Annotated in this window: 28 protein-coding genes; 16 read left to right on the plus strand and 12 right to left on the minus strand. The window is 73.4% G+C overall.

Features of this window, described 5'->3' with window-relative positions; genetic code table 11:
• Positions 1–38: 38 nt before the first annotated feature.
• The 6 genes from PO879_RS05030 to PO879_RS05055 form a co-directional block, all read right to left on the minus strand.
• The gene (locus tag PO879_RS05030; protein WP_278236833.1) at positions 39–269 is read right to left on the minus strand and encodes a DUF4913 domain-containing protein; all 231 of its coding nucleotides are present in this window, start codon (positions 267–269) and stop codon (positions 39–41) included.
• Positions 266–400 (minus strand): hypothetical protein, encoded by a 135-nt coding sequence (locus PO879_RS05035; protein WP_278236834.1) that lies wholly within the window; start codon positions 398–400, stop codon positions 266–268. Before PO879_RS05035 ends, PO879_RS05030 begins: the two co-directional genes overlap by 4 nt.
• A 334-nt stretch (positions 401–734) precedes the next feature.
• The gene (locus tag PO879_RS05040) at positions 735–1289 is read right to left on the minus strand and encodes a hypothetical protein (protein ID WP_278236835.1); all 555 of its coding nucleotides are present in this window, start codon (positions 1287–1289) and stop codon (positions 735–737) included.
• Positions 1286–1525, minus strand: coding sequence for an acyl-CoA carboxylase epsilon subunit (locus tag PO879_RS05045; protein ID WP_278236836.1), 240 nt, complete (start codon positions 1523–1525; stop codon positions 1286–1288). Before PO879_RS05045 ends, PO879_RS05040 begins: the two co-directional genes overlap by 4 nt.
• Entirely contained in the window at positions 1522–2067 is a 546-nt protein-coding gene (locus tag PO879_RS05050) for a hypothetical protein (RefSeq protein ID WP_278236837.1), read from the minus strand. The genes PO879_RS05045 and PO879_RS05050 overlap by 4 nt, the downstream gene beginning before the upstream one ends.
• Positions 2068–2106: 39 nt before the next feature.
• Positions 2107–3684, minus strand: coding sequence for an acyl-CoA carboxylase subunit beta (locus tag PO879_RS05055; protein ID WP_278236838.1), 1578 nt, complete (start codon positions 3682–3684; stop codon positions 2107–2109).
• A gap of 134 nt (positions 3685–3818) precedes the next feature.
• On the opposite strand from PO879_RS05055, the gene PO879_RS05060 reads away from it, so the two are divergent.
• The gene (locus PO879_RS05060) at positions 3819–4691 is read left to right on the plus strand and encodes a biotin--[acetyl-CoA-carboxylase] ligase (RefSeq protein WP_278236839.1); all 873 of its coding nucleotides are present in this window, start codon (positions 3819–3821) and stop codon (positions 4689–4691) included.
• Positions 4692–4759: 68 nt separating this feature from the next.
• Positions 4760–5803 (plus strand): adenylate/guanylate cyclase domain-containing protein, encoded by a 1044-nt coding sequence (locus PO879_RS05065; protein WP_278236840.1) that lies wholly within the window; start codon positions 4760–4762, stop codon positions 5801–5803.
• A gap of 8 nt (positions 5804–5811) precedes the next feature.
• Here PO879_RS05065 and PO879_RS05070 read toward each other — a convergent pair whose 3' ends face one another.
• Positions 5812–6390 (minus strand): DapH/DapD/GlmU-related protein, encoded by a 579-nt coding sequence (locus tag PO879_RS05070; protein ID WP_278236841.1) that lies wholly within the window; start codon positions 6388–6390, stop codon positions 5812–5814.
• A gap of 56 nt (positions 6391–6446) precedes the next feature.
• Positions 6447–7229 carry an SOS response-associated peptidase gene (locus tag PO879_RS05075; protein ID WP_278236842.1) on the minus strand — a complete coding sequence of 261 codons (783 nt, stop codon included), beginning with the start codon at positions 7227–7229 and terminating at the stop codon, positions 6447–6449.
• Positions 7230–7350: 121 nt separating this feature from the next.
• On the opposite strand from PO879_RS05075, the gene PO879_RS05080 reads away from it, so the two are divergent.
• On the plus strand, positions 7351–8580 hold the full coding sequence (locus PO879_RS05080) for a multidrug effflux MFS transporter (protein WP_278236843.1): 1230 nt from the start codon (positions 7351–7353) through the stop codon (positions 8578–8580).
• Positions 8581–8637: 57 nt separating this feature from the next.
• A complete protein-coding gene (locus tag PO879_RS05085; RefSeq protein WP_278236844.1) occupies positions 8638–9975 on the plus strand; it encodes an LCP family protein in 1338 nt (445 codons plus the stop codon).
• Between the two features lie 65 nt (positions 9976–10040).
• Here PO879_RS05085 and PO879_RS05090 read toward each other — a convergent pair whose 3' ends face one another.
• On the minus strand, positions 10041–10961 hold the full coding sequence (locus tag PO879_RS05090) for a LysR family transcriptional regulator ArgP (protein WP_278236845.1): 921 nt from the start codon (positions 10959–10961) through the stop codon (positions 10041–10043).
• A 74-nt stretch (positions 10962–11035) separates the two neighbouring features.
• Between PO879_RS05090 and PO879_RS05095 the strand changes: the two genes are divergently transcribed.
• Positions 11036–11653 (plus strand): LysE/ArgO family amino acid transporter, encoded by a 618-nt coding sequence (locus tag PO879_RS05095; protein WP_278237457.1) that lies wholly within the window; start codon positions 11036–11038, stop codon positions 11651–11653.
• A gap of 36 nt (positions 11654–11689) precedes the next feature.
• Here PO879_RS05095 and PO879_RS05100 read toward each other — a convergent pair whose 3' ends face one another.
• Together PO879_RS05100 and PO879_RS05105 are read right to left on the minus strand one after the other, a co-directional pair.
• Positions 11690–12328: an NAD(P)H-binding protein gene (locus PO879_RS05100; protein ID WP_278236846.1), complete on the minus strand. Its 639-nt coding sequence runs from the start codon at positions 12326–12328 to the stop codon at positions 11690–11692.
• The gene (locus PO879_RS05105; protein ID WP_278236847.1) at positions 12328–13185 is read right to left on the minus strand and encodes an NmrA family NAD(P)-binding protein; all 858 of its coding nucleotides are present in this window, start codon (positions 13183–13185) and stop codon (positions 12328–12330) included. The genes PO879_RS05100 and PO879_RS05105 overlap by 1 nt, the downstream gene beginning before the upstream one ends.
• 34 nt (positions 13186–13219) lie before the next feature.
• Between PO879_RS05105 and PO879_RS05110 the strand changes: the two genes are divergently transcribed.
• On the plus strand, positions 13220–13717 hold the full coding sequence (locus tag PO879_RS05110) for a MarR family transcriptional regulator (protein WP_278236848.1): 498 nt from the start codon (positions 13220–13222) through the stop codon (positions 13715–13717).
• On the opposite strand, the gene PO879_RS05115 is transcribed toward PO879_RS05110, so the two are convergent.
• Positions 13647–14870 (minus strand): aminotransferase class I/II-fold pyridoxal phosphate-dependent enzyme, encoded by a 1224-nt coding sequence (locus PO879_RS05115; RefSeq protein WP_278236849.1) that lies wholly within the window; start codon positions 14868–14870, stop codon positions 13647–13649. The two genes, PO879_RS05110 and PO879_RS05115, sit on opposite strands and share 71 nt — an antisense overlap.
• 861 nt (positions 14871–15731) lie before the next feature.
• On the opposite strand from PO879_RS05115, the gene PO879_RS05120 reads away from it, so the two are divergent.
• The 10 genes from PO879_RS05120 (at position 15732) to PO879_RS05165 (ending at position 21727) form a co-directional block, all read left to right on the plus strand.
• Positions 15732–15887: a hypothetical protein gene (locus tag PO879_RS05120; protein ID WP_278236850.1), complete on the plus strand. Its 156-nt coding sequence runs from the start codon at positions 15732–15734 to the stop codon at positions 15885–15887.
• A 41-nt stretch (positions 15888–15928) separates the two neighbouring features.
• Positions 15929–16165 carry a hypothetical protein gene (locus PO879_RS05125; protein WP_278236851.1) on the plus strand — a complete coding sequence of 79 codons (237 nt, stop codon included), beginning with the start codon at positions 15929–15931 and terminating at the stop codon, positions 16163–16165.
• Positions 16166–16203: 38 nt separating this feature from the next.
• Positions 16204–16998, plus strand: coding sequence for a hypothetical protein (locus PO879_RS05130; protein ID WP_278236852.1), 795 nt, complete (start codon positions 16204–16206; stop codon positions 16996–16998).
• 119 nt (positions 16999–17117) lie between these two features.
• A complete protein-coding gene (locus PO879_RS05135) occupies positions 17118–18380 on the plus strand; it encodes an ATPase, T2SS/T4P/T4SS family (RefSeq protein ID WP_278236853.1) in 1263 nt (420 codons plus the stop codon).
• Positions 18380–19237: a type II secretion system F family protein gene (locus PO879_RS05140; RefSeq protein WP_278236854.1), complete on the plus strand. Its 858-nt coding sequence runs from the start codon at positions 18380–18382 to the stop codon at positions 19235–19237. Before PO879_RS05135 ends, PO879_RS05140 begins: the two co-directional genes overlap by 1 nt.
• Positions 19234–20166, plus strand: coding sequence for a type II secretion system F family protein (locus PO879_RS05145; RefSeq protein ID WP_278236855.1), 933 nt, complete (start codon positions 19234–19236; stop codon positions 20164–20166). Before PO879_RS05140 ends, PO879_RS05145 begins: the two co-directional genes overlap by 4 nt.
• Positions 20167–20185: 19 nt before the next feature.
• Positions 20186–20377 (plus strand): hypothetical protein, encoded by a 192-nt coding sequence (locus tag PO879_RS05150; RefSeq protein WP_278236856.1) that lies wholly within the window; start codon positions 20186–20188, stop codon positions 20375–20377.
• The gene (locus tag PO879_RS05155; RefSeq protein ID WP_278236857.1) at positions 20374–20796 is read left to right on the plus strand and encodes a TadE/TadG family type IV pilus assembly protein; all 423 of its coding nucleotides are present in this window, start codon (positions 20374–20376) and stop codon (positions 20794–20796) included. The genes PO879_RS05150 and PO879_RS05155 overlap by 4 nt, the downstream gene beginning before the upstream one ends.
• Positions 20793–21275 carry a pilus assembly protein gene (locus PO879_RS05160; protein WP_278236858.1) on the plus strand — a complete coding sequence of 161 codons (483 nt, stop codon included), beginning with the start codon at positions 20793–20795 and terminating at the stop codon, positions 21273–21275. Before PO879_RS05155 ends, PO879_RS05160 begins: the two co-directional genes overlap by 4 nt.
• Before the next feature lie 26 nt (positions 21276–21301).
• Positions 21302–21727, plus strand: a complete 426-nt coding sequence (locus PO879_RS05165; RefSeq protein ID WP_278236859.1) for a hypothetical protein — start codon at positions 21302–21304, stop codon at positions 21725–21727.
• The last annotated feature ends 3 nt before the right edge of the window (positions 21728–21730 follow it).

The following is a 21730-nucleotide window of genomic DNA, read 5'->3' on the forward strand; positions in this document are numbered from 1 at the left end:
CCACTTCTGCGCAGCGTTCCGGGGTCTGCGACGTCATGTCACCTCTGGTCCTCACGGACGTCGGGGAACATGCCGCCTGGCGGCGCGACGTAGGGCAGTGGTTCGCCGTGCGTGCAGGTGTTCTCGTTGCCTTCGGTCGCCAGCGCGAATGGGCCGTCTGGGTCCAAGAGCGCGGGCATCTGGTGGTCGGCGTGGTCGCGCCACCAGGCGCTCGCTACGGTGGGCCGTCGATCCGGGGTGTCGATGTCGTCTTCGCCCCAGTCGCTCACGCCGTGGTCCGTTCGAACTCGTCGGCCTCCACCTCGGCGACCGATTCTTCGGCTTCGTGGATCGTGCGCGCGGCCTGCGGGTCGTGGGCGTCGAGGGAGGCCTGCACCGCGGCGGCATGCGGTCCGGTCATCCACGGCTGGGTGCGGATCAGCGTGGGACGTGATCCGGAGGCCAGGACGACAGCGCGCCCCTTGGGCAGTGCGGCGAGGTCGGCGACGTCGAGCGCAGCTGCTGCCGCGGCCCACGGGCGATCCGACCAGGGAGCGTGGCCCCGGTCGCGGAGAGTGACGTGGGAAGACTTCCCAGGTCGCGGACGTTCGGGCAGCCGGTCCGGTCGAGATCGCGCACCCCGACAAGCTAGCGGGCGTCGGTCGGGGTGCCGAAGGCGTCGAGCGTCTCTGTTCCTCCCGAATCAGCGCCTGGTTCCGGAGGAACAGAGACGCTCGATCGTGACGGAGGGAGGCTCAGGCCCGACGGCGCAGCTCGTCCGCCCAGCCGCGGTGGTACCGCGCCACGACGGTGTCCGAGCCCGGGGCCCACCACACGGCGGCCGGGTCGCCGGGGCGGGGGCCCGGGGCGTCGCCGTCGGCCACGAGCAGCGACCATGTGTCCTCGGCCGTGTCGTCCTCGCAGGGGTAGGTGAGCAGCCCCCGCAGCATGACGCCGTCGCCGACGGGACGCTCGGAGACGGTCACCGACCCCGTCGTGGCCCGGGCGTCGCGCCGCAGCGCCTCGACGTCGCGGGTCTCGCGGGCGACGTGCTGGTCGTCGCGGTAGCGGACCAGCGCCGCGACCGCGGTGACCATGAGCAGGGCCAGCAGGGCGAGCATCAGCCACATCTCGAGCTCGCCCGAGGGGTTCTCGACGAGCCGCTGGGTGACGTAGACGGCGACCGAGGCCGCCAGCGCGGGTGCCCACAGCCACCGGCGCACCCAGCCGGGCTTCTCCGGGTCGGGCAGGTCGCCCAGCGGCGCCTCGACGTCGGCGACGGAGTCGACCTGCTGCCAGCGCACGCTCACGACCGGAAGCTCCAGCGCCAGGCGTCCATGTTGTGGCGGCCGGCCCGGCCGCCGAAGCTGCGGGCCGTGGCCGCCCCGTTGCCGCGCAGGTTGCGGGCGTGGTTGGTCCACTCGTCCACGGGCGCGACGTCGTCGGGCAGCTCGTCGTCCGCGGTGACGGCCGCCAGCCCGGCCACGAGCGCGGCCACCTCCAGGTCGTCCGGTGCTCCGCGCACCACGCGTACCTGCGGGGTCATGCGTCCTCCTCGTCGTCGGGGTCGTTGCCGAAACCCGGTGCCAGACCGCGCGAGGCGGCCCACTCCATCACCTGGTACCCGCCCTCGGCCATCCGTGTCGCGGCGTCCTGACCGGCCTCGTCCAGCAGCTCGATGACGCCGTTCAGCGTCATCGAGGCTCCCGGCGGCGGGTCCGCGACCACGAACCCGAGGTAGAACACCTCCGCGGAGATCGTGCCCTCGGGCAGGTCCTCCTCACCGCTCTCCTCCGGCTGGCTGCCGGGCTCGGGCTCCCACACCGACGTCGTCAGGTCCGGGTGCATGCCGAGCGCGTCGTGCAGCGTGTCGAACAGCGAGGCGTTGAGCGTGCCGACCCGGTTCTCCAGCGCGAGGATGCGCGGGTCCTCGTCCGCCTCGGTCGCCCCGAACTCGGCCCGCACCCCCACGGCGGCGTCGACGTACTGGTGCAGCGCCGCGGCGAGCGTCTCCACGGCGCGGTGCATCGGCTCGGGGTCCACGTCGCCCAGCGGTGCCGGACCGTGGGTGGCGTCCTCGTGGCTCATCGGTCGATCTTCTCAGAACGTCGGCGGTTCATGGCCGCCTCACAGCGGGATGTTGCCGTGCTTCTTCGGCGGGAGGCTGGCGCGCTTGGTGCGCAGGGCACGCAGTGACCGGACCACCTGCACGCGGGTCTCGGAGGGCCGGATGACCGCGTCGACGTAGCCGCGCTCGGCCGCGTCCCACGGGTTGACGATGGCCTCGGTGTACTCGTCGGTCAGCCGGCCGCGCTCCGCCTCGACGTCCTGACCGTCCTCGCCGGCGGCCTTCAGTGCCCGGCGGTGCAGGATGTTCACCGCACCGGAGGCGCCCATGACGGCGACCTGCGCCGTCGGCCAGGCCAGGTTGACGTCCGCGCCGAGCTGCTTGGAGCCCATGACGATGTACGCGCCGCCGTAGGCCTTGCGCGTGATGACGGTGACCAGCGGGACCGTGGCCTCGGCGTAGGCGTAGATGAGCTTGGCGCCGCGGCGGATGATGCCGTCGTGCTCCTGGCCGACGCCGGGCAGGAACCCGGGCACGTCGACGAACGTCAGCACGGGGATGTTGAACGCGTCGCAGGTGCGCACGAACCGCGCGGCCTTCTCCGAGGCGGCGATGTCCAGGGTGCCGGCCATCGACTGGGGCTGGTTGGCGACGATGCCGACGCTCTGGCCCTCGACGTGCCCGAACCCGACGAGCACGTTCTGCGCGTACAGCGGCTGTACCTCGAGGAACGAGTCCGGGTCGAGCACGGTCTCGACGACGGCGCGCATGTCGTACGGCTGGTTGTCGCCGTCGGGGACGATCGTGTCCAGCACCTCGTCGTCGGCGGTGACGTCCAGCTCGGTCTCCGCCTCGGGCGCGAACGTGGGGGCGTCGGAGAGGTTGTTCTGCGGCAGGTAGCCGACCAGGTGGCGCACGTAGTCGATCGCGTCGTCCTCGTCGGCGCCCAGGTAGTGAGCGACGCCGGAGGTGGCGTTGTGCGTGTGCCCGCCGCCCAGGGTCTCGAAGTCGACGTCCTCGCCGGTGACGGTCTTGATGACGTCCGGGCCGGTGATGAACATGTTCGACGTCTGGTCCGCCATGACGACGAAGTCGGTCAGGGCGGGGGAGTAGACCGCTCCGCCGGCGCTCGGGCCGAGGATGAGCGAGATCTGCGGGACGACGCCGGAGGCCGCGACGTTGCGGCGGAACATCTCGGCGAACTGCGTCAGCGCGGCCACACCTTCTTGGATGCGGGCGCCGCCGCCGTCGGAGATGCCGATGATCGGCACGCCGATGCGCAGCGCGAGGTCCTGGACCTTGGCGATCTTCTCGCCGTGCACCTCGCCGAGGGACCCGCCGAACACGGTGAAGTCCTGGGAGAACACGCAGACCTGGCGGCCGTCGATGGTGCCGTGGCCGACGACGACGCCGTCACCCGGCAGCCGCTTGGCGTCCATGCCGAAGTTGCGGCTGCGGTGCATCGCGAGGGCGTCCAGCTCGGTGAAGCTGCCCTCGTCGAGCAGGTCGTCGATGCGCTCGCGGGCGGTCTTCTTGCCGCGCGCGTGCTGCTTGGTCCGGGCGTTCTCCTCGGGCTCGGTGACCGCGGCCGCGCGGCGTCGGTCGAGCTCGGCGAGCTTCTCGGCAGTGGTCTTCACCCCTGTGACCCTAGGTGCCCGGGGCCTGCGGGGCGATGCGCGACAGGCTCTGTCGCCCCCGGCGTTCTTGGAGGTTTCCTACAATCCCGTCGCGTCCGTCCCGCGGGGCCGGTGCGAGGTACCACGATGGAGGCATGACGCGCCCACCTCTCGACGTCGCCGCCCTGCGGCCCGCCCTGCTCGAGCCCACCGGACCGCTGGCGAGGGTCGACGTCGTCGCGACCGCCGCCTCGACCAACACCGACCTCGTCGCCCGGGCGCGGGCCGGCGCCGAGATCCCGGCGGCGCTGGTCGCCGAGCACCAGCAGGCCGGGCGTGGGCGCGCCGGCCGGGCGTGGGAGACGCCGGCCCGCGCCGCGCTGACGGTCTCGTTCCTGCTGAGACCGCACGTCGCCGCCGACGAGCTCGGGTGGATGCCGCTGCTGACCGGGCTCGCGCTGGCACGCACCCTGCGCGCCGAGGGGGTGCGGGCCCAGGTCAAGTGGCCCAACGACGTGCTGCTCCCGGCCCCGACGGCGGTCGAGGGGCTGGGCCGGTTCCGCAAGGTCGCCGGCGTGCTCGCCGAGGTGGTGCCCGACGCCGCGCCCGTCACCGCACCCGGCGATCCCGGGGACGCCGACGACGCACCCGTCGTCGTGGTCGGCGTGGGGCTCAACGTGGACCAGCGCGCCGAGGAGATGCCCGTGCCGACGGCGACCTCCGTGGCGCTCGCGGGCCGGGACCTGGACCGCGGGGAGCTGCTCGTGGGCCTGACCGGTGAGCTCTTCACGCTCGTGGCCCGGTGGGAGGCCGCCGGCGGGGACGCGGTCGAGGCGGGTCTCGCCGGCGAGTACGCCGAGGTCAGCGCGACCCTCGGCCGGACGGTGCGCGCCGAGCTCGCTGGCGGAGCGGGGTCCGTCGAGGGCGAGGCCGTCCGGGTGGCCGACGACGGCGCCCTGGTGCTGGCGACCGCGACCGGCGAGCGCGTGGTCACCGCGGGCGACGTGCACCACCTGCGGCGCGTCTGAGGCGGCGCGGCGGGTTCGCGCCGCGGACGTCCAGGTTCCGCCCAGGTGACCCCCGTTACAGTGGCCCCGTGACCAGCCAGACCCCTCAGGAACCGCGCGAGCGCGCTGCTCAGGAACGTGCCGACACCGCGCGGCGGACCGACGAGGCGATCCTCGGCGGTCCCCGCATCTACACCTTCGCCGACCTCGTGGAGGGGACGGGGCTGTCCCCGGAGTTCGTGGAGAACTACTGGCGCTGGCTGGGGCTGCCGGTGACGCACCCCGCCGAGGCGCGGTTCACCGCGGCCGACCTGGAGTCGCTGCGGGAGATCGGCGAGCTCATCGCGGCCGGCGAGCTGGACCAGCAGGCGCAGATGACGCTGGTGCGCTCGCTGGGGCACACCTCGGACCGGCTCGCCCTGTGGCAGGTGGAGGCGTTCGTCGAGCATCTAGGGCGGCGGTTCGACCTGGACGACGTCAGCGCCCGGCTGGCGGCGCTGGACCGCATCCCGGGGTTCGCGGACGTGCTGGCCCGCCAGCTCGAGCACGCGTGGCGCCGCCAGCTCGCGGCGCTGATGGGCCGGTTCGCCACCGAGTTCGGCGGCTCGCACGGCACCGAGCTGCCCGGCGACCAGCTGCCGCTCCGCCGCGCGATCGGGTTCGCCGACATCGTGTCCTTCACGAAGCGCACGGCCGGGCTCGGCTCGCAGGAGCTGTCCGAGTACGTCCAGCTCTTCGAGTCCCGCGCCCGCGACGTCATCACCGAGGCCGGCGGCCGCGTGGTCAAGACGATCGGCGACGCGGTGCTGTTCGTGGCCGACGACGTCGCCACCGGGGCCGAGTGCGCGCTCGGGCTGGCCGCCCCGCACTCCAGCGAGGAGGAGATCCCGGTGCGGGTCGGCTTCGTGTGGGGCCGGGTGCTGTCCCGCTTCGGCGACGTGTTCGGGCCGGACGTCAACCTGGCCTCGCGCATCTCGGAGCTGGCCGAGCCGGCGTCCGTGCTCGTCGACCCGCCGACGGCGGCGCTGCTCAGCTCGTCGGCGAAGTACGCCCTGACGGCCCAGCCCCCGCAGGACGTGCAGGGGCTGGGGGAGATCACGCCGGTCCGCCTGCAGCGGGCCTACACGGGGTAGCGCCCGTCTCAGCCGGGCTGCACGGAGCGGACGACCCGCGCCGGGGACCCGACGACGACCACGCCGGAGGGGACGTCCTTGGTGACGAGCGAGCCGGCACCGATCACCGCGTCGTCGCCCACGGTCACCCCGGGCAGGATCGTGACGTTCGCGCCGACCCAGACGTTGCGTCCCAGCACGATGGGAGCGGGGTGCAGGTCGGTCCGGCGGCTCGGGTCGAGGTCGTGGTTCAGGGTCGCCAGGACGGCGTTGTGCCCGACGAGGCAGTCGTCCCCGATGGTCACACCGCCCTGGTCCTGGAACCTGCACCCGGAGTTGACGAACACCCGCTTGCCGAGGCGGATGCCGCGGCCGAAGTCCGCGGTGAACGGCGGGAACAGCGTGACGGAGTCGTCGACGGGTGCGCCGGTCAGTCGGGAGAGCAGCTCGCGGACACGCTCGGGCGGCTGGTACGGGCCGTTGAGCTCGGCGGTGACGAGCATGGCCTCCTGGCTGGCTCGGTGCATCACCTCGTGCAGGGGTGAGCCGCCGGTGATGGTCTTCCCGGCCCGCAGCGCGGCGAGGAGGTCGTCGATGGTCGCGGTCATGGCCTCAACCTACGTCCCGTGCCGGGGGTGCGGCGGCGCCGTCCGGGTTGCGGCGCTCACAGCAGCACGAGGTCGGGGTCCTGGGGGTCGGGGTCGGGCGCGACGAGCCCGGCGTCGTCGAAGCGGACGTTGCCGACCCGTGCGCCGACCGGGTAGGTGCTCATGGGCGCGGAGGCGTCCTCGAGCAGGGCGTTCGCGTCCTGCGCGCCGACCGACGGGTCCAGCCAGGCGTCCCACGCCGCGCGGGGCAGGGCCACGGGCATGCGGTCGTGGATGCGTTCGAGCCCGTCGGACGCGGCCGTGGTGATCACGGTGGTGGACACCAGCCACCGTGCGGGGTCGTCGTCGGCGCGGCTGCGGTCGCGCCAGAACTCGTACAGCCCGGCGAAGGCCGCGACGCCGCCGTCCGCGGGGTGGATCCAGTACGCCTGCTTGGGGGTCTTCCGGGTCGCGGACGGCACCTCGAGCTTCCGCCACTCGTAGTAGCCGTCGGCGGGCACGAGGCAGCGCCGGACGGCCAGCGGCCTGGCGAACGCGGACTTGTCGAGCAGGGTCTCGCGGCGGGCGTTGATCATGCGCGGACCGATCCCGGGGTCCTTCGCCCAGGACGGCACCAGGCCCCACCGGGCGACCTGCAGGGAGCGGGTGATCTCCCCGGCCGTGGTGCCGCCGTCGGGCAGGGGCTCGCGCCGGGGGCGCTCGACGACGATCCGCACCGGGTCGGTCGGGGCGACGTTCCAGCGCGGCCCGAGCAGGCGGGCGTCCTCGGCGATCTCGGCGACGGCGAGCTCGTCGGCGAGGTCCTGGGCGTCGGTGAAGGACGCGAAACGGCCGCACATGACCTCATCGTCCCGCGCCCCGGTGACAGCCGCGCACCGGCCGGCTCCGGGCGCCGCGCGGTGAGGCGCCTCACCGCGCGGCCCCTCGTACTCGTCGTATCGTTTCGATACGATGGCGGCCATGCCCGAGAAGACCGCCGTGCCCCAGCGCGCCCGTTCGTCGTTCCGCTGGGTCGTCATGCTCGGTGCGCTGGCGGCGATCCCGGCCTTCACGGTCGACATGTACCTGCCCTCGCTGCCCGAGGTCGCGGCCGACCTCGGGTCCAGCTCGTCCTTCGCGGCGCTGTCGGTCTCGATCATGCTCGTCGGCGGTGCCGCCGGCCAGCTCGTCATCGGGCCGCTGTCCGACCGGTACGGACGCCGGCAGCCCCTGATGATCGGGCTGGGCATGCACGTCGTCATCTCCCTCCTCTGCGCCGTCGCGCCGAGTATGGGCGTCCTCGTCGTGCTCCGGCTCCTCCAGGGGTTCTTCAACGCCGCCTGCGGCGTCGCGGCCATGGCGATCGTGCGCGACCGGTTCGTCGGCGCCGAGGCCGCGCGGATCCTCTCCCGCCTCATGCTCATCATCGGGATCGCCCCGCTGCTCGCCCCGACCTTCGGCTCCGCCGTCGCCGAGGTCGCCTCCTGGCGCTGGGTGTTCGGCTTCCTCGCCCTGATCGGCGTGACGATGGGCGTCATCGTGTGGAAGTTCCTCCCCGAGACCCACCCCGCCCAGCGTCGGGCCACGGGGGGCGCGCGATCCGTCGTCGGCGGCTACGGCCACCTCCTGCGCGACCGGCACTTCATGGCCCTCGCGCTGCTCCCCGGGCTCGGGATGGCGGTGCTCATGAGCTACGTCGTGACGTCGCCGTTCGTCTTCCAGGAGGTCTACGGGCTCAGCCACGGCCAGTTCTCCCTGCTCTTCGCGCTCAACGGGGTGGGGCTCGTGGCGTCCGCCCAGCTCAACGCGGCGCTCGTGCGGCGGGTGGCCCCGATCCGGATCCTGCGCACCGCGCTCGTGCTGCAGGGTCTCTTCGCCGTCGTCCTGGTCGTCGTGGCCGTCACCGGGGCCGGTGGCCTCGTCGGGCTGCTCGTCGCCCTGTGGTGCGTGCTGGCCTTCACCGGGCTCATCCCCGCCAACGCCTCGGCCATCGCGCTGTCCCGGCACGGGGAGCGGGCCGGTACGGCTGCGGCGGTCATCGGCGCGGTGCAGTCCGGGGTCGCCGGCGTCGTCTCGCCGCTCGCCGGCGCGCTCGGCGGTGACGCGGTCGCGATGACCGCCGTCATGCTCGCGGCATGGACCGCCGCGATCGCCGTCCTGGCGTTCGCCACGCCGGCCTTCCGCCGCGGAGGCTGGGTCCAGCTCGCCTGAGACCCGCCGCCGGCCCACATGACGGCCTGAGGCAAGCGCTCGGTCTAAGGTGGACGAGTGAAGGAATCCAGTCCCCGGCACGCGGGACACCAGGCCGGGCATCGTGTCCTGCGCTGGGTCGCCCTCGTGCTCACCGGTGTGCTGGCCTTCGTCGGCACCGCCTCCATCGCCGCCTACGTCGACCTGCAGTCGCAGATCGAGGTGTCCGACGTCGACGCGCTGATCGGCCGGGACCGGCCGGTCCCGCAGCCGCAGGCCGAGAGCTCCGAGGAGCCCGCCGACCCGAGCGACCCCTTCGCCGGCCAGGACCGGAACATCCTCGTGATGGGCACCGACTTCCGCGACGCCGAGAACGCGGAGATCGCCGGCTCCGGCGACGAGTTCCACTCGGACACGACCCTGCTGGTGCACATCAGCGGCGACCGGTCACGCATCGAGGCGGTCTCGATCCCGCGCGACTCGCTCGTCGACATCCCGTCCTGCCCGCGGCCCGACGGCAGCTCGACGGCGCCGCACAACAACGCGATGTTCAACATGGCGTTCGCGCTGGGCGGTGGCCCCGAGCAGGACGTCACCGGTGCCGCGGCCTGCACGATCCTGACCGTCGAGTCGCTGACCGGCCTGACGATCGACGACCACGTCGTGGTGAAGATGACCGGCGTGGTCGACATCGTCGACGCGCTCGGCGGCGTGCCGATGTGCCTGCCCGAGCCGGTCGTGGGCGACTCCCGGTACAGCGACCTCGACCTCGCCGCGGGACGGCAGGTGCTCGACGGCGAGACCTCGATCCAGTTCCTGCGCGTCCGCAAGGGCGAGGGGATGGGTCTCGAGCTCGGCAGCGACCTGCAGCGCATCGAGCGGCAGCAGGCGTTCGTCGACTCCATGCTCCGCGAGGTCCTGGCCCAGAACGTCATCACCGACACCCCGCAGCTGTACCGCATGGTCCGTGCCGCCCTGCAGGCGATGTCCACCAGCCCGGATCTGGCGAGCCCCAGCGCGCTGGCCGGGCTGGCGTGGAGCCTGCGCAACGTCGACCCGTCGAGCATCGTCTTCGAGTCCGTCCCCGTGGCGGACGCCCCCACCGACTCCAACCGCGTCGTGTGGACCTGGGAGGCCGCCGAGCTGTGGGAGAGGTTCGCCGACGACGTCCCGCTGCACGGCGAGCCGTCCCCGAGCCCCAGCGCGTCCGCCCAGGACGGTCAGGTCGAGGCCGGACCGGACGGCGGTGACGGTGACGGCGCCGAGGGCTCGGCCGACGCGGAGGGTCCGGACGCGGGCGAGGAAGCCGGCAGCAGCTCCGGGGGTGGCGGCCAGGGCGGTTCGGTGAGCGCCGACGGCGGCGACGGTCCGAGCCCGTCGCCGAGTCCGTCGCTGCTGCCCGGCGTCTGCGGCTGAGTCCGGCCGGCTGACCCCGGCTGGCTGACCCCGGCCGGCCGAGTCCGAACGGACCGACGGTCCCGTCAGGCGGGCGCGAGCGGCAGCGACCGGGACGCCGCCGTGCGGATCGCCGCGGTGACCCGGTCCAGCACGGTCGAGCGCAGCCGCCACTGCTGCAGGTGGAGCGGGACGTCCACGGTGTCGTCGCTCAGCGCGACGACGTCCGGTTCGCCGGCCTCCAGGACCTCGAACCGGGCGCCCGGGCGGGGGAGCGGCCCCCACATGCCCCAGCCGAGTCCGTGCCGGACGGCGGCGAGGAAGTCGGCCGTGGCGGGCACGTGGTGGCGCGGCGGGTCGGGCACGGCGGTGCCGGCGGCGTTCGCGACCCGCCGCAGCCAGGCGTCCTGCAGGTCGTCGGTGCGGGCGAAGACGACCATGGGCGCGGCGTCCAGCGCCTCGGGCGTCGGCCCGTGCGGGAACCACCGGGCCGCGAACTCCCGGTCGGCCCGCGGCTGGTAGCGCGTGACGCCGAGCGGCACCGCGGTGCAGCCCTGCACCGGCGTCCGCTGGGACGTCACGGCCGCCATGACCTCCCCGGCGGGCAGCAGGTCGACGGTGCGGTCCTGGTCGGCCAGGTGCAGGTCGAACACGACGCCGTCGACGGCGGCCAGCGCCGGCACCAGCCACGTCGCCAGCGAGTCCGCGTTCACCGCGAGCGGGACGGTCACCGGGCGATCGCCGTCGTCGGCGGGGCCGAGCTCGGCGGCGGCCTCGCTGCCGAGCAGCTCGACCTGCCGGGCGAGCCGCAGCAGGGTCCGACCCGGACCGGTGGGACGCACCGGACGCGTGCGCTGGACCAGCACGGCGCCCGCGGCGCTCTCCAGGGCGCGCACACGCTGGCTGAGCGCCGACGGCGTGACGTGCAGGACGCGGGCGGCGGCGTCGAACGACCCCTCGCTGACGACCGCCGCCAGGGCCGCGAGCTGTCCGGACTCCCATCGCATACCTGAAGTATCCCTTCACCAGGCACAGAAACAGTAGATGGACTTCATCACGGGGTGTTCGTAGCGTGCTCGACGTGCTGGTCTTCCTCGCGGGCTTCGGGCTCGGTCTGTCCCTGATCCTGGCCATCGGCGCCCAGAACGCGTTCGTGCTGCGCCAGGGGGTGCGTCGCGAGCACGTCGGCGTCGTCGTGCTGGTCTGCGCCGCCTCGGACGCCGTGCTGTACGCCGCCGGGGGAGCGGGCCTCGGGGCCCTCGTCGAGCAGCACCCCGCGGTGGTCGACGTCGCACGGTGGGCCGGGGCCGCCGTCGTGCTCGGGTACGGGGCGCTCGCGGCGCGGCGGGCCTGGCGCGGCGAGGAGGGGCTGACCGCTGCGGGGGAGGCGACCGTCGACGACGCCGGGCGCCGGCTGCGCCCGGTGCTGCTGACGACCCTCGCGCTGACCTGGCTCAACCCGCACGTCTACCTCGACACCGTGGTGCTGCAGGGATCGGTGGCGGCCACCTACGGCGACGACCGGTGGCTGTTCAGCGCGGGCGCCATGGTCTCGAGCCTCGTGTGGTTCAGCGTCCTCGGGTACGGCGCGCGGCTGCTCGCGCCGCTGCTGCGGCGGCCGGGAGCCTGGCGGGTGGTCGACGGCGTCATCGCGCTGGTCATGCTGGCCGTGGCGGTCTCGCTGGTCACGGGCCGCTGACCTCCCGGGTCGGCGGCCCGCGCCGGCAGGTGCCGGTCAGTGCGCGGTGGCGACGAACGGCGCGAGCCGCCGGTACAGGTCCTGCTCGACCACGTCGACGAGGAAGGCGCCGAGGTCGGCCCGTCGGATCGTCGTCGACCGTGTCGAGCGATGCGCGTCGTGCTCCAGCCGACCGGCGCTCGCGGGGCCGTCCACGAGGCGCGGCGGGCGGACCAGCGTCCAGTCCAGGTCGGATCCGGCCCACACCGCGTACTCGGCAGGCTTGTCCTGCACGACGGCGCCACCGAGGGTGCGGATCAGCCAGCTGATGACCTTGTCCTTGCCGGCCTTGTCGTCGCCGGGCACGTCGATCCCGGCACCGCTGACGCCGACGAACCGCCGCGGGCCGGAGGGGGACATGATCTCGACCAGGGCGCGGGCGGTACGGGTGTGCAGGTCGCTCTGCTTCTCGGTCGGCCCGAGCGCCGAGACGACGGCGTCGGCGCCGTCGAGCAGGTCGCGCAACGCGTCCGGGTCCGTGGCGTCGCCGACGACGGTACGGACCGTCGTCGCAAGGTCACCCGGCAGCCGGGCCGGGTCGCGGACCAGCACGGTCACGTCGTGGTCGCGACCGAGGGCGGAGGTCAGGGCGTGGCGGCCGGTCCGGCCGGTGGCGCCGATCAGGGCGATCCTCATCAGGTCTCCTTCGTCGGGGCGCGGAGCCAAGCGTCGCGGTCGCGGTGCACGACGTCGGTCAGGTCGCGGGGCGCGCGCCCCAGCACGGTGCGCACGTCCTCGCTGAGCCCGGCGGCCAGGCCCAGGCGCGCGGTGGTGTAGATCGCGGCGGTGACGGCGACCATCGGCCACGGCATGCCGAGCGTGCGGCGGGCGTGACGGGCGTAGCGCAGCAGACCGGGACGCGGGTAGTCGATCGTGCGGCCGAGCTCGGCACCGAGGATCTGCGCCACCTCGCCGTAGGTCAGGGCGCGTGGTCCGGTCACGGTCCACGCGCGGCCGGCATGGCCGGCGCGGTCCTGCAGCGCGGCGGCGGCCACGGCAGCCACGTCGTCGGCGTCGACGAAGGCGGTCGCGCCGCGGCCGGCGGGTACGAGGATCTCGTCGCGGTCGCGGATGTCGGTCCGGTGGGTCGTGGACAGGTTCTGGCAGAAGAACGACGCGCGCACGAACGTCCAGTCCGGCCCGGACTCGCGCAGCCACGACTCGACGGTCGCGTGCGGGACGACCTTGTTCCGCTCGGCACCCTGCAGCGACAGGAAGACGACGTGCCCGACGCCGGCGTCCCGGGCCGCGGCCACGGCGGGCAGGAGGTCGCGACGGACGTTGCCGATCGCGGGTGGCCGCACCAGGAACATCGCCTCCACGCCCGCGAACGCCTCGGGCCAGGTCGCCGGGTCGGTGACGTCGAACCGGACCTCGTCGGGACGTGTCGGGGTGCCGCGCGTGGCGCACCGGACGTCGGCCCCGGCGTCCCGCAGCTCGCGGACGACGGCGGAGCCCACGGTCCCGGTCGCCCCGGTGACGAGGATCGTCACGTCCCTCACCTCCTGATGTATGTAGCATACATATATGTCGACGGAACCCGCCCTCGTCGCCCTCGATCGTGCGCTGCTGGACCTGCGCCGGTTCACCGCGGCTCCCGCCGTCGTCGACGACGACGGACGTGCGATCGAGCTGTCCTCCCTGCTGGTGCTCGACGCGCTGCGCGACGAGCCGGCGAGCGTGCGTGACCTCGCCGCGCGGCTCGACGTGGCCCACTCCACCGCCAGCCGGTTCGTCACCCGGTCCGAGCAGGCCGGGCTCGTGGCGCGGACGGCGTCACCGCACGACGGCCGCGAGTCCTGGGTCGAGGCGACGGAAGCCGGACGGACGCTGACCGAGCGCGCCGAGACGTATCGGATCGCCCGGCTCGGCGCCGTCGTGGCCGGGTGGGACGAGCAGGACGTGACCGACCTGTCCCGCCTGCTGACCCGGTTCGCGCAGGAGAGTCGCGACGTCAGCGCGCCACGGCCGAGCGCAGGCCCTCGAGCCGCTCCACGCCGTCGCGCAGCACCTCGGGACGCTTGACGAACGTGAACCGGACGCGCGAGCGCAACGTCTCGGCCGCCGTCGACCCGGCCCGGCAGAAGGCCGAGACCGGCACCCCGACCACCCCGACCAGCTCGGGCAGGCGCAGGCACAGGTCGTGGCCGTCGGCGAGACCGAGCCGCTCGACGTGCGCCGCGCCGTCGGCCACCACGAAGTAGGTGCCCTGCGGGACGACGACGTCGAACCCGGCCCGCTCCAGGCCCGCGCACAGCAGGTCGCGGCGCTCGGCGAGCGACGCCGCCAGGGCCCGGGGCGCCTCGTCGTCACCGAGCGCCTGGGCGATCGCCGGCTGGAACGCCGAGCCCGAGGTGTAGGTCATGAACTGCTTGACCGTGCGCACCGCCGTGACCAGCTCGGCCGGACCGTGCAGCCAGCCGACCTTCCAGCCCGTCAGACTGAACGTCTTGCCCGAGCTCGACACGGTGAGGGTCCGCTCGGCCATGCCGGGCAGCGTCGCCATCGGCACGTGCTCGGCGTCGTCGTAGACCAGGTGCTCGTAGACCTCGTCGGTCAGCACGACCGTGTCGCGCTCGCGGGCGACGGCGGCGACCTGCTCCAGCTCGGCACGCGTCAGGACGGTGCCGGTCGGGTTGTGCGGGGTGTTGACCAGGATCAGCGCCGTGCGGTCGGTGGCCGCGGCGCGCAGGGCCTCGGCGTCCAGGCGCAGGTCGGCCGTGAGCGGCACGGGGACGTGGGTGGCGCCGGCCATGGCGATGGCGGCGGCGTGGGAGTCGTAGAACGGCTCGAGGGTGATGACCTCGTCGCCGGGGCCGGTCAGGGCGAGGATCGCGGCGGTGAGTGCCTCGGTCGCCCCGGTGGTGGCGAGCACCTCGGTGTCCGGGTCGACGTCGAGGCCGTACCGGCGGCGCTGGTGGTCGGCGATGGCGCGGCGCAGCTCGGGCACGCCGTCGCCGGGGGCGTACTGGTTGCGGCCGGCGTCGATGGCGGCCTTGGCTGCCTCCTTGATCCAGTCCGGGCCGTCGACGTCCGGGAAGCCCTGGCCGAGGTTGACCGCGCCGGTGCGGTTCGCCAGCACGGTCATCTCGGCGAAGATCGTCTGCGCGATCGCCCCGTCGTCGGACAGCAGGCCGGTGGCGGCGGCGACCTGGCGCCACCGAGGTGTGGACGTCATGCGCTCGACCCTACCGAGGCGCCCGCGGCGCGGGGTCGACCGTGCCTCCCCCTGCACTGCCGTGGCGTTCGCGTCATGACTGCCGTCGGCACTCCCGTCCCGACTCCTGGGTGTGCTCGATCCGGCAAACATCTCGATGGTCATCCCCAGAAAGGCTCCTGCCACCAGAGCGATGGTGAGCGGCGACGTCGCACCCACCAGGAAGATGACGGATACGAGAGCCAGCATCGCCGTGCGCGAGCGAATCCGTGCCCGTTCGAAATGCTCGTGCGCCGAGATGCTCCCGAGGACGCCACCGACGAGCGAAGCCAGGGCGAGTGGTACGACGTCCTCCATCACCGCAGGACCTCCATTCCTGAGTCGCGATCTGTGCATGGAATGTCTGACCAGTGCTATGCCTGCTGCTGCGTCAGCGGTAGTCCCCTCGAAATGCGGATGCCGCCGGCGGACTGATGGCGTACTCGGCGCACTTGCCGAGGTCGGACGCGTAATCGGCGCAGATGGCGCTGAGATCCGGACGCTATCGGGCGTCCGGTGCGCTCGAAGAATGCCTGGTACGAAATATCTTCCGTCGCGGTGCAGAGAGAATCGCACCGTTCGGCTGCGTGCGCCGAACAGTGTGCCATTCGATGTTCTGCTGTGGTGTCGAACGCCCTTTCGGTCGCGTCGGAGCAGGCTTCCTGCCCCCTCCCTCTGTGGGTCGCCACCAAGCCGTCCGCGATGACAGCCGGAGGCCAGGACGTTATCGATTCGTGACATGCAGGGGCCCGGCGCGCTGAGCCGTTCGCCGGCGTCGGCTGGTCATCGGGTGAGTGCCCCGGGGCGGCGTTAGCGTGGAGTCAGCAGGGAAGAAGGCGCGTCATGGCCGGTGAGAAGCACACGCTGCACATCCACGTCGATGCCCCCGTGGCGGACGTCTTCGACTATCTCGAGGACCCGGTGCACTTCGTGGCGGGGTTGGCCGAGAACCATCACGCCTCGGTCGTCTCGGTCGAACGGTCCCGGACGGCGGGGTGACCTCGTACGCGATCACCTATCGCGAGCTGGGTAGGGATCAGGTGACGCGGCTGACCCGGGAGGAGTACGTGGTCGGTGAGCGGATCGTCGACCACGCCGGGGCCGGTCCGATCCACATGCTCTCCTTCGAGCCGGAGGGCACGGGTACTCGTCTCACCTATGCCTGGGACGCGCCGCGGTGGTTGAAGGCGCTCGACGCGCTGTTCGTGCACTCGGACAAGGACGTGCGCAACGCGCTGGAGACGTTCCAGCGCGAGATCGAGGCGCGGGCGCGGTGACGACGGATCCCGGGGTCCGACGACGCACTGTCGGTGTCGTGCTGACCGCGGGGGCGCTCGTCCTGACCGGAGGATGTCTCGGTGCCGACTACCGCGACCTGCCCGTGGACCTGTCCGCCTGGGACGACGGGTGGCTCGCCGCCGTCGAGCCGGAGGAGGAGCTCTGGGTCGGCCTCGACGGCAACAACGTCCGCCCGGGCCAGGCGTGGGAGCTCGTCGAGGTGGACGAGGCGGTGCTGCGGCTGACCACGAGCGAGCACGAGGTGCCGCCTCCGGGGTCGGACGATCCGGGAGACCCGCACCTGTCGACGACCGTCTTCGGATTCGTCGGGGTCGAGGTGGGCCGGACGCCGCTGCGTTTCGAGCTCGTCGTCGACGGCGAACGCGTCGACGTCGCGGAGTACACGGTCGACGTGGTCGACGACGCTTGCGCGGCTGGGACCGCCGCCGTGGCCAACCGCTGCGGCGGGGAGCTGTTCTCCTACCAGCCGCAGTACCTCCAGGCGCTGAACCACGGTGAGCAGGTGGACCTGGGCGTCGGGGAGGAGAGCGAGCTGGTCCTGCATGCGAACGCCCTCCACCCGGACGTGGCGTGGGAGATCGCGGACCACGACAGCACGGTGATCGCGGTGGTCGGTCCCGTCGCGCTCGGACCGGCGCGCTCGCCGGGGGACTTCAGCGAGGTCGACCCGGAGGTGCGGCACTCGTTCCTGCCGGCCTGGCGCTTCACCATCACCGGCGTGGCGCCGGGGGAGAGCCCGCTGGTCCTCGAGATGGTCGTGGACGGCCAGCCGATCGACGTCTACGAGCTGACCCTCGCCGTCGCGGAGTAGTGCACACTGGCCCGTTGTCCACAAGGTGGATGACCGGAGGCGCGGTCGGTGCGAGTTTCGCTACGCTCGGTCACGCTTGAGTGGAAAAGCCCGATTGTCCCGACGGAGAGGTACTACGGGTGGACACCGACGTCCTGACCCGCGACGAGGCGGGGAGCCTGCTGACGGGCGAGGTCCGTGAGCTCGTGCGCCGGCGCGGCATCGATCCCGTGACCGACCGGCACGGCCTCGACCGGCTGGTGGCCGAGGCCGTCGCCGACTACAGCGACCGCGCGACGGCCGGTGTCGTGCCGCCCCTGGTGGATGCGGTCGGGACCACGCGGGCGCTCGTCGACGCCTTCGGCGGGTTCGGGCCGTTGCAGCCCTACCTCGACGACCCGGAGATCGAGGAGGTGTGGATCAACAACCCGGCCCAGGTGTTCGTCGCCCGGCGTGGCGTGAGCGAGCTGACGACGACGTTGCTCACGGCTCAGCAGGTCCGCGACCTCGTCGAGCGGATGCTGAAGTCCAGCGGTCGGCGGCTCGACCTGAGCTCGCCGTTCGTGGACGCCACGCTCCCGGGCGGGGAGCGGCTGCACGTCGTGATCCCCGACGTCACGCGCGAGCACCTGGCGGTGAACATCCGCAAGCACGTCGTGCGGGCGCACCATCTCGACCACCTGGTGCGGCTCGGATCGCTGACGGCGCACGCTGCCGGCTTCCTCGACGCGGCCGTGCGGGCCGGCGCGAACATCCTGGTGGCCGGAGCCACGCAGGCCGGCAAGACCACCATGCTCAACGCGCTTGCCGGGTCCACCCCGGCCGGTCAGCGCGTCGTCTCGTGCGAGGAGGTCTTCGAGCTGCGGCTGCCGGTGCGCGACCACGTCGCGATGCAGTGCCGGCAGCCCAGCCTCGAGGGCACCGGGGAGATCCCGCTGCGGCGCCTGGTCAAGGAGGCCCTGCGGATGCGGCCGGACCGGATCGTCATCGGCGAGGTGCGGGAGGCGGAGAGCCTCGACATGCTCATCGCCCTGAACGCGGGTGTTCCCGGGATGGGCACCGTGCATGCGAACTCGGCGCGCGAGGCGGTCACGAAGATGTGCACGCTGCCGTTGCTCGCCGGAGAGAACATCTCGGACCGCTTCGTCACCCCGACGGTCGCGTCCGCGCTCGACGTCGTGGTCCACCTCGGAGTGACGCCCGACGGCGTGCGGCAGTGCCGCGAGATCGTCGCGATCACCGGTCGTGTCGAGGAAGGACGCGTCGAGACGGCGCAGCTCTTCCGTCGTCGCCCGGCCCGCTTCGGCGGCGACCTCGTCCGGGGGGACGGCTTCCCGGCCGGTGTCGAGAAGTACGAACGCCTCGGTGTCGACGTGCACGCCCTGCTGGCCGGTGAGCGCTGATGGGGGTCGTCGTCGGTCTCGTCGGCGGGGCCGGGCTGTTCTGTCTCTGGTGGTCCTGCTGGGAGCGGCCCGACCGCCGACGACGGCGCGGTCGCCGGTACCAGGCTGTGCAGGACCTCCTCGTCCAGGCCGGCGCGCCGACGGTCACGCCGGGAGCACTGTGGGCGGTCAGCGCAGGGATCGCGGTCGTCGTGCTGCTCGTGGGGCTGGCCCTGACCCGGTCACCGGCCATCGCCGCCTGCTTCGCGGTCATGGCTGCGGTGGCACCCGAGGCGCTGGTCCGCACGCGAGCCCGTCGACGACGCGAGGACCTGCGCGAGGTCTGGCCGGACGTCGTGGACCACCTCGCCTCGGGCGTGCGGGCCGGTCTCTCCCTCCCGGAGGCCGTCGCCCAGCTCGGCGAGCGTGGGCCCGAGGCCCTGCGCGAGCCGTTCGCGCAGTTCGCCGCGGACCACCGCGCGACCGGTCGGTTCGGCGAGTGCCTCGACCTGCTCAAGGACCGGCTCGCGGACCCTGTCGCCGACCGGATCATCGAGTCGCTCCGGCTGACCCGCGAGGTCGGTGGCACCGACCTCGGACGGCTGCTCCGCAGCCTGTCGAGCTTTCTGCGCCAGGACCTGCGGACCCGCGGAGAGCTGGAGGCGCGCCAGTCCTGGACCGTCAACGGTGCGCGGGTGGCGGCCGCCGGCCCGTGGGTCGTGCTGGCCCTCCTGGCCAGCCGACCCGAGACCGCACAGGCGTACAACTCCGCGGCCGGGGTGGCCGTGCTGCTCACCGGTGCCGGGTGCTCGGTGGTGGCCTACCGGGTCATGCGACGGATCGGACGCCTGCCGGAAGAAGGGCGGGTGCTGCGATGACGCTCGCCGTGACCGGCGCCCTGCTGGGCCTCCTCGCCGGGGTCGGGCTGCTGCTCGCGCTGGCCGGGGTCCGCGGCCGCCGCATCTCGCTGGACGAACGCCTCGCCCCGGCGCTGCGTCGTCGCGACGCCACTTCCGGCCTGCTGCGCGACCAGGTGACCCGTTCGCCGTTCGGGGTCGTCGACCGTCTCGTCGCCCCGTGGGTCGCGGACGCGGCCGGATGGTTCGAACGCCTCGGCTCCACGCGGGAGGACGTCCAGCGTCGGCTCGACCGGGCCGGGTTGCGCGAGACGGTCGAGCAGTTCCGTGCCCGTCAGCTGGTCTGGACCACGCTGGGTCTGGCCGGCGGGCTGCTCCTGTCCGTCGTGCTCGCCGCGACCCGCGGCTCCTCCGTCGTGGTGCTGGCCGCCCTGGTGCTCCTGGCGGGCGCCACCGGTTTCGTCGGGTGCGACCAGCGGCTCTCGGGCGCCGCCCGGCGTCGCGAGGAACGGATGCTCGCCGAGTTCCCCACCGTCGCCGAGCTCCTCGCACTGGCCGTCACCGCCGGCGAGGGGCCGGTGCCGGCTCTCGAGCGCGTCGCGGCCACGGCGCGCGGCGAGCTGTCCGGAGAGCTCGCGACGATGCTCGCGGACGTCCGGGCGGGAGCGCCCATCACCGTGGCCCTCACCGCCATGGCCGACCGCACGGGCCTGCCGTCCCTGACGCGGTTCGCCGAGGGAGTGGCCGTCGCGCTCGAGCGCGGCACCCCGCTCGCCGACGTCCTGCGGGCCCAGGCGCAGGACGTCCGGGAGTCCGGGCGCCGCGCCCTCATGGAGGCCGGAGGCAAGAAGGAGGTCGCCATGATGGTCCCGGTGGTGTTCCTCATCCTGCCGATCACGGTCGTCTTCGCCGTCTTCCCCTCGCTGGCCACGTTGCAGATCGGACTGTGACACCGACGAAAGGACGAACATGACCACTCCTCAGACCGACGGGCCCGTACGCGATCGGCCTGCTGCCGATGACCCCGAGCGGGGTGACGTCCCCGGCTGGGTCCTCGTCACGCTGATGACGGCCGGCCTGGTCGTCGCGCTGTGGGCGTTGGCCGGACCGTTGCTCGAGGACGCGTTCACCCAGGCGATCGAGAGCGTCACGGGTCTGTGAGGCGGCGCCGGCCGACGTCGCGCGAGTCGTCGACCGCGCGCCGTACCGAGGACGAACGGGGATCGGCCGTCGTCGAGTTCGCGCTCGTCTCGGCGTTGCTCGTCACGCTCTTCCTCGGCGTCGTCCAGGTCGCGCTGGCGCTGCACGTGCGGGCCGTGGTGATCGACGCGGCGGCCGAGGGTGCCCGGCTCGCGGCGCGGACCGACCGTGACCTGTCGGCCGGCGCGCAGCGCACGCACGACCTGCTGAGCTCGGCGCTCAGCGACCGGTATGCCGGTGACATCGCCGTCGGGCGGACCAGCCGCGACGGGTTGGACCTGATCCGGGTGACGGTCAGCGCTCCGCTGCCCGTCGTGGGGATCCTGGGGCCCACCGGCGCGATGACCGTCGACGGTCATGCCGTGGACGAGGCGTCGTGACCGGACCGTCCACGACCACAGGGCCCGCGCGCACGAGGACGGCGTCGTCCGGCGAGGAGGGAGCGGCGGTCGTCGAGTTCCTGGGCGTCGGTGTGCTGCTGCTCGTCCCGCTCGTCTACCTGGTGGTGACGCTGGGCCAGCTCCACGCCGCCGGGTTCGCGGTCGAGGGCGCCGCCCGGGATGCCGCGCGGGCCGTGGTGACGGCGGACTCCGCGGCGCAGGGGGCCGTCCATGCCCGCGCCGCGACCGAGGTGGCGCTCGCCGACCAGGGCTTCGCCGTCGACGGCGCTGACCTGCTGCAGCTGGAGTGCTCGGAGAACCCGTGCCTGACGCCGGGGGCGACGGTCGGTGTCCGGGTGCGCTACGAGGTGCCGCTGCCCCTGGCGCCGGCGGCACTGCAGGACTGGGTGCCGCTGAGCATCCCGGTCGAGGCCGCGCACGTGGCACCGGTCGAGGAGCACGTGGCGGCCCGCCCGTGACGGCCCGGCGCGAGGAGGGTCGCATCATGCTGCTCACGGCCGGGTTCGTGGCGGTGGGTCTGATGCTGGTCGGCATGGTCGCCTCGGCGGCGTCGGTGCACCTGGACCGCAAGCACCTGTTCGACCTGGCGGACTCCCTCGCGGTGGCCGGGGCGGACTCGATGTCGCAGGCGACCTACTACGGCGGGGCCGCGGCGCCGGACTCCTCCGGGGTGCTGACCCTGACCGACGCCGGCGTGCGCGCGGCGGTCGTCGAGCACCTGGCGGCACAGCCGACGTCGTCCGCCCCGGGCCTGCGCGGCGTCCGGGTGACGGAGGCGGTGACGCCGGACGGTCGCAGCGCCCGGGTCAGCCTCGTCGGCAGCTCCCACCCGCCGCTGGTGCGGTGGTTCACCGACTCCTTCGGCGAGGGCGTCACCGTGACGGCCACGGCGACCGCACGGGCGGGGTAGGGG

This window comes from Isoptericola sp. AK164 (assembly GCF_029643425.1).
Lineage (GTDB): Bacteria > Actinomycetota > Actinomycetes > Actinomycetales > Cellulomonadaceae > Isoptericola > Isoptericola haloaureus.

Excerpts from the sequence above, each read along its gene's own strand:
- PO879_RS05100 (WP_278236846.1), bottom strand. The coding sequence starts at position 12,328 with ATGAGGATCGCCCTGATCGGCGCCACCGGCCGGACCGGCCGCCACGCC.
- PO879_RS05150 (WP_278236856.1), top strand. The coding sequence starts at position 20,186 with ATGACCACTCCTCAGACCGACGGGCCCGTACGCGATCGGCCTGCTGCC.
- PO879_RS05060 (WP_278236839.1), top strand. The coding sequence starts at position 3,819 with ATGACGCGCCCACCTCTCGACGTCGCCGCCCTGCGGCCCGCCCTGCTC.
- PO879_RS05080 (WP_278236843.1), top strand. The coding sequence starts at position 7,351 with ATGCCCGAGAAGACCGCCGTGCCCCAGCGCGCCCGTTCGTCGTTCCGC.
- PO879_RS05110 (WP_278236848.1), top strand. The coding sequence starts at position 13,220 with ATGTCGACGGAACCCGCCCTCGTCGCCCTCGATCGTGCGCTGCTGGAC.
- PO879_RS05045 (WP_278236836.1), bottom strand. The coding sequence starts at position 1,525 with ATGACCCCGCAGGTACGCGTGGTGCGCGGAGCACCGGACGACCTGGAG.
- PO879_RS05070 (WP_278236841.1), bottom strand. The coding sequence starts at position 6,390 with ATGACCGCGACCATCGACGACCTCCTCGCCGCGCTGCGGGCCGGGAAG.
- PO879_RS05090 (WP_278236845.1), bottom strand. The coding sequence starts at position 10,961 with ATGCGATGGGAGTCCGGACAGCTCGCGGCCCTGGCGGCGGTCGTCAGC.
- PO879_RS05035 (WP_278236834.1), bottom strand. The coding sequence starts at position 400 with ATGACCGGACCGCATGCCGCCGCGGTGCAGGCCTCCCTCGACGCCCAC.
- PO879_RS05120 (WP_278236850.1), top strand. The coding sequence starts at position 15,732 with ATGGCCGGTGAGAAGCACACGCTGCACATCCACGTCGATGCCCCCGTG.
- PO879_RS05115 (WP_278236849.1), bottom strand. The coding sequence starts at position 14,870 with ATGACGTCCACACCTCGGTGGCGCCAGGTCGCCGCCGCCACCGGCCTG.
- PO879_RS05050 (WP_278236837.1), bottom strand. The coding sequence starts at position 2,067 with ATGAGCCACGAGGACGCCACCCACGGTCCGGCACCGCTGGGCGACGTG.
- PO879_RS05165 (WP_278236859.1), top strand. The coding sequence starts at position 21,302 with ATGCTGCTCACGGCCGGGTTCGTGGCGGTGGGTCTGATGCTGGTCGGC.
- PO879_RS05140 (WP_278236854.1), top strand. The coding sequence starts at position 18,380 with ATGGGGGTCGTCGTCGGTCTCGTCGGCGGGGCCGGGCTGTTCTGTCTC.
- PO879_RS05145 (WP_278236855.1), top strand. The coding sequence starts at position 19,234 with ATGACGCTCGCCGTGACCGGCGCCCTGCTGGGCCTCCTCGCCGGGGTC.
- PO879_RS05075 (WP_278236842.1), bottom strand. The coding sequence starts at position 7,229 with ATGTGCGGCCGTTTCGCGTCCTTCACCGACGCCCAGGACCTCGCCGAC.